Origin of the sequence: Actinotalea ferrariae CF5-4 (assembly GCF_000603945.1) — a bacterium.
Lineage (GTDB): Bacteria > Actinomycetota > Actinomycetes > Actinomycetales > Cellulomonadaceae > Actinotalea > Actinotalea ferrariae.
Genome location: NZ_AXCW01000347.1, coordinates 1 through 3,352, shown reverse-complemented (window position 1 = coordinate 3,352; position 3,352 = coordinate 1). Strand labels below are relative to the sequence as shown.

Below are 3,352 nucleotides of genomic sequence, written 5' to 3'. Positions count from 1 at the left end.
CTGGCGGAGGCGGTGGCGGGAACGCCGCGGGCGCCGCACTGCTCACCGGCCAGTCGCTCCCCGGGCCGGCCGGCCCCGTCCCCGCGAGGGTCGCCGTGACCGCGTGGCGCACCTGCGGCGCCTGCCCGTCCACCTCGGCCTGGAGCTGGTCCATCCAGCGCTCCGGTCCGGCGGCCGCCCGGGCGGTCCGGGCGCGGTGCGCCTGCTCGACCATCAGCTCGCCGGCGACCCGGTGGTCCAGGTGCGGCACCTGCGGGGACACCGGGCCCGGCGTGGAGTGCAGGGTGAACGAGGCCACGCCGAGGCGGCGCTGCCACGGGCCCTGCACGACGCCGAGGGACTGGGTGCGCTCGTGCGGCACGACCGTGAGCCGCCGCACGAGCCGCCCGCTGCGGGCCAGGAGGGCGCGGTCGGTGAGCGCGAAGCCGTTGCGGCGCCACGCGAACGGGTCGAGCCAGCGCGCCCGGCGGGGGCTGGTGACGAACCCGCCGTCGGCCCCCTGACCGGACAGCGCCTGCTCGAGGACGCCGCGCGGGTCGGCGGTGCCGAGGTCCGGCAGGACGAGCCACAGCGCGAGGAGCGCCTCGTCCCGGTCGCCGACGGGCAGCAGCACGCTCTCGTCCTGCTGCTCGCTCACCGCGTAGCCGGCGACGTTCACCTGGACGCGCCACCAGTCCCGGCGGCGCCACAGGAGCGGCTGGACGATGCTGACGGCCTGGACCCGGCCCGGTGGGACCGTCTGCGCCCGGGAGGACGTGAAGCCGTGGCGCAGCCGGATCCCGTCCGGCGACAGCGCGGCCCGGAACCCGAACTCGCTGTTGAACCGCTGGATGAGGTACCCGACCGTGCCGAGCAGGACCGGGAACGTCGCGAGCACCGGGGCCGCCTCGCCGAGGACGATCGCGAGGACGACCACGCCCACCATCACGAGCGCAGAGGTGATCGCCGCACCGGACAGGAGGATGGAGCCGATCAGACGACCGGGAGGGACCGCGATGAGCTCGTGCTCCGGGGCCGTCGGCACGGGCGTCAGCGGCGCCCCCGCGACCGACGGGCCGACGCCGGGCGCGCCCGCCCGTCCCACCCGCACCCCGGCCGCCCGGGCGAGGATCTCGGCGCGGAGCTGCTGGGCCTCCGCCTCGCGCAGGAACGACAGCGCGACGCCGGAGTCGGACCCGCCGGCGACCTCGACCTTGAGCTCCGCGAGCCCCATCATCCGGGCCAGGAGCGGCTGGACGACGTCGATGGCCTGGATCCGGTCCAGCCGCGCCGCGCGGTGCTGCCGGAAGAGCACGCCCTGCCGGAGGTGGACGGCCTCCTCGCCGACCGCGTAGCGGGTCATGCGCCAGGCGAGCGCCGAGTAGCCGAGCCCCGCCAGGAGGACGGCGCCCAGGACCCCCAGCACCGCCCACCAGCCCAGCACGTCCACCGCGTCCCGGGCGGAGGAGACGTTGACGGACACCTGCTGCCCGGCCACGAAGAGCAGGACGACGAAGATCTTCCAGCCCTTCACCACCGGGGTGACGGGGTGGAAGCGCTGCCAGCGGAGGTCGTCCGTGTCCGGGTCCACCGCCGGGCCGGGCTCCGGAGCGGCGGGGCCGGTCACAGACCCGCCAGCCGCGCCTCGCCGCGCGCCGCGAGGCGGTCCCGCAGCCGTGCCGCCTCCTGCGGCGTCAGACCCGGGATGACCGCGTTGGTGGACGCCGACGCGGTGTGCAGCTGGAGCTTGGCGATGCCACCCCAGCGGTCGAGCGGCCCGGCCTGGACGTCGACGAGCTGCATCCGCCCGTAGGGCACCACCACGAGCGCGCGGAAGAGGATGCCGCGCCGGATGAGCAGGTCCTCGTCGCGCTCGGCGTAGCCGAGGGCGCGCACCTGACGGGGCACCAGGACGGCCGCCCAGACCCCGAGCGCGAGGACGGCTGCCGGCAGCACCCACACCCACGTGGCCTCGACCAGCGCCGCGATGACCAGCGTCACGGCCAGCGGCACCGCCAGGGCGATCGCGGTCGAGATGAGTCGCACCGTGGTGAGCCGTGGGGACACCGCCTGCCACACGACCCCCTGCGGGTCGAAAGGACCGTCGTTCATCCGGCCATCCTTGCACCGGTCACGGACACGTCCGTGCGCCCCCGGTCCCGGTCGGGCGCCCCGTCGACCGTGCGTGCCCCCGGGAGACCCGGTGCGACCGCACGGTCAGACCGCACCCTCCGTCGCCGTCCCGGCCGGGCCGTCGTCGTCGTCCCGGTCCCGGATCTCGCACCACCGCTCGGCGACCAGACCGGCGACCACGAGCAGGAGGGCGCCACCCCCCGCGACCGCCGCGGAGACGGCGACGTCACGGCGCGCGTCGATCGCGAGGTCGCCGAGGACGAGGAGCGCGTGCGCCGCGTACCAGCCGGTGAGCAGGGCGCCCGTGTGCGCGGAGGCCGTCGCGAGGACGACCGTCCGGGCCGCGGCGATCGGGTCGGTCCCCCGTCGGCGGCCCTCCCGCACCTGGCGGACCTGCCAGCCGAGCACGAGCACGACGGCCGCGAGCACCGCGACCACGACGGCCGACAGGACCGGGACGGGCAGCACCGTCCCGCCCCGGCTCTCCACGAACCGCAGGACCAGCAGCGCGACGGCCGCCGTGACCAGCGCGACCAGCAGGAGACGCGTCCAGGGCGTCCGCCGCATCAGCCCGCCTCCGGCGCGTTCCACCAGTCCAGCGCCATCCAGCGGATGCCGTCGCGATCCGGCGCGGTGCGGGCGAGGAGTGCCACGGGGCCACCGCCCAGCCCGGGGAGGACGGCGTCCGGGGCGACCTCGGCCCAGGGCTGGAGCACGAAGGCGCGCTCGTGGGCGCGGGGGTGGGGCAGCTCCAGGTCGTCCGTCACGGCGAGGGTCGTGCCGTGCAGCACGATGTCGATGTCGACCGTGCGGGGACCCCAGCGGACGAGCCGCTCGCGCCCGTGGCCGGCCTCGATCGCCTGGCAGGCCCGCAGCAGCGCCCGCGGGGCGAGCGTGGTGCGGCCCAGGACCACGGCGTTGAGGTAGTCCGGCTGCTCGGGGCCGCCGACCGGGGCGGTCCGCACGAGCGGGGAGACGGCCGTCAGCTCCAGCCCCGGCACCGCGGCGAGGTCGTGCAGCACCTCGCGCAGCGTCTGCTCGCTCTCGCCGAGGTTGGACCCGAGCGCGAGGACCACGTCGACCGGCTCGGTCGGGGGCACGTCGAGCCGGTCCCCCGGCTCCTGGCTCACGGTCGGCACCGCGGCGTCCGCGAGCACGTCGGCGACGGCCACCAGCGCCGGGGCCTGCGCGGATGCCTGGGCCGGTGCGTGCGCCGGGGCGTCGCCCGGCGTCGGGGGCG

4 protein-coding genes are annotated in these 3,352 nt (G+C 76.9%); all 4 read right to left on the bottom strand.

The genetic code is table 11. From position 1 onward, the window contains the following. The coding region (locus N866_RS22650) for a PH domain-containing protein (RefSeq protein WP_281173279.1) at nucleotides 1-1,606 on the bottom strand (1,606 nt) is incomplete at its 3' end. Then, nucleotides 1,603-2,091, bottom strand: coding sequence for a PH domain-containing protein (locus N866_RS17515; RefSeq protein WP_034228973.1), 489 nt, complete (start codon nucleotides 2,089-2,091; stop codon nucleotides 1,603-1,605). The genes N866_RS22650 and N866_RS17515, both read right to left, overlap by 4 nt. A gap of 105 nt (nucleotides 2,092-2,196) precedes the next feature. Then, nucleotides 2,197-2,679 (bottom strand): DUF3180 domain-containing protein, encoded by a 483-nt coding sequence (locus N866_RS17510; protein WP_034228976.1) that lies wholly within the window; start codon nucleotides 2,677-2,679, stop codon nucleotides 2,197-2,199. Then, a partial coding sequence (gene folK, locus N866_RS17505) for a 2-amino-4-hydroxy-6-hydroxymethyldihydropteridine diphosphokinase (protein ID WP_245612652.1) occupies nucleotides 2,679-3,352 on the bottom strand: 674 nt, incomplete at its 5' end. The genes folK and N866_RS17510, both read right to left, overlap by 1 nt.